Raw genomic sequence first — 1,978 nt, forward strand, 5'->3', positions numbered from 1 at the left:
CTCTTTAGCCGATTTATGGCAAAGAATTACTTATTATTAAAAAGCTGATCTGTTATCTTTTGATTAACTTTACTTCGATGTCCATTGTCAAAATATCGATCTATATGGCATCGTTTTGTATTTGTATCGCAGAACACCCCATTTGAGAAAGTAAATGCAGAGTGATCAAAATCGCCTTGTGAGAAAACTTTATTCGCTTTTTGGGTTCCTAAATATTGAGCCGTAAGTGATTTTGATACACCTTTGTTATTTACACAAATATATTGATCACAAATCACACCTTTTTTAGGTGAAACTAAACTTGTGTTGGTTTTAGCAATCACTGGAAAACTGATGATTAAACAAGCATAGCTGATGAGACTCAATAATCCTTTAGAAATTTTCACTTTTAAACCTGCAAAACAATACAAAAAAATAAAGGAAAATTATAAGATCAATTAGATTTAATATATACAACAATTATGTTTAAACCTATATAAGAAAACACATTAGGCTTCTTTTATAAGATATTTTTAAAACGATAAATCAACATAAAAGCCCCTCATCCTCGCCTTCTTTCAAAGTGAGAAGGCGATTTCAATAGCAATATGAATCACTCATTATAAACATTCATTCAGTTTAGAAATAATCTAGAGATATTATGATTAACAGCAGAATTATCGATAAAATCAAATAAGTATTGATATTATTAAAGCTCTTAAGATAATTTAACATTCGTCATTTCCCATAAGAATTTAATAAAATACTATATGGCTGACAGATAGATAAAAGACTAAGAAAAGAAAAGCAGACAAAAAAATACCATCGATAATAAAATTGGTTAAAAATGTTGCACGATGAAATTTAAATAAACTTGCAAAGCTAATAAATTAACACTTTTATATTCAAAAAAACTTAAATCACAAGTTAAGCTAATAAACAGTTTTAGCTATTTTAAATAAGCTCATTTTAAAAACCAAAATTTAGATTTACTGGTGATATAAAACTTTAAATCAGTGGCTTCACTAACTTTCTTCACTTATTTATTTAAAATTTAGCAACGTAAAAAGACAATTAAGTATTTTTAGATAATGCTTGGAATCAATTCAATTCATCAAGTTTTAAAAAATAATTCCTTTTGTCAGGTCTATCATTTTTTAAATGCTTTAAAAATATTTTCGCAGTTTCCTCCGATGCATCCTCTCTTAGGCAACGTTCAACAAAGGATATATCTACAAATTCATCTGCTAACCCAGCACGGCCAAGATCTAAAAAGTAAATTTCATTGAATTTATCTATAAAAATATTACTATCCGTGATATCGCCATGAGAAAAAACCAATCTTTCTTCAACATGAGTCTCAGTTAACTCATTCCATAGACTTAGGTAAGTTTTATGGTCTCCCCATAATTCAGCGTCAAAATCATCTTGATCTATATCGTCAAGGAGTTGGTTATCAATAAAAAATTTTGACTCTTTTAACCGATGATCAATGTTTGAAATAAATGGACAATCAATAATAGCAACTGAATTTAACAGATTGAGTGCCTCCTTATAGATAGCAAGCAATTCTTGGTCTGTTAAAAAAAGCGCTGAAATTGGTTTTGCATTGATCGCTTTAGTGATCATGAATTCAAACTGCTCATCCTGAAAAGTCATGATGAGTTCAGGCACCTTTAATTTCTCAGAGAGCCAACTCAACATTTTCGCTTCGCGAGAGACACTGTATGTGGTCTCTGTATATAAAGTGCTAGATCGCTTAAGAAAAAAAGTTTCATTATTTCGATTAAAAGAATAAACATCCGATGGCGACTGACCAATTTTATTTGGCTCTAAAACGCTGTTTCCAATAAATTGTTGAATAATATTGGGCAATTCCATCAAGTTTTCCTTTTATTCAGCATTAAAAACCCCGCAAATGCGAGGCCTAGTAAATAGATGATCTTAATTTGGTTCACTGTAGCAAAAATATGGCTTATTCCCTATAGATGATCAATAC

The 1,978-nt window shown here is 30.0% G+C and carries 2 protein-coding genes; both read right to left on the reverse strand.

Annotated features, from left to right (window positions below; genetic code table 11):
* Window positions 1-26: 26 nt before the first annotated feature.
* Window positions 27-356, reverse strand: coding sequence for a YcgJ family protein (locus tag Aba26S_RS20765; protein WP_370538968.1), 330 nt, complete (start codon window positions 354-356; stop codon window positions 27-29).
* Window positions 357-1,080: 724 nt separating this feature from the next.
* The gene (locus tag Aba26S_RS20770) at window positions 1,081-1,860 is read right to left on the reverse strand and encodes an APH(3')-VI family aminoglycoside O-phosphotransferase (protein ID WP_043041777.1); all 780 of its coding nucleotides are present in this window, start codon (window positions 1,858-1,860) and stop codon (window positions 1,081-1,083) included.
* Window positions 1,861-1,978 lie beyond the last annotated feature (118 nt).

This window comes from Acinetobacter sp. NBRC 110496 (genome assembly GCF_000876115.1).
GTDB lineage: Bacteria > Pseudomonadota > Gammaproteobacteria > Pseudomonadales > Moraxellaceae > Acinetobacter.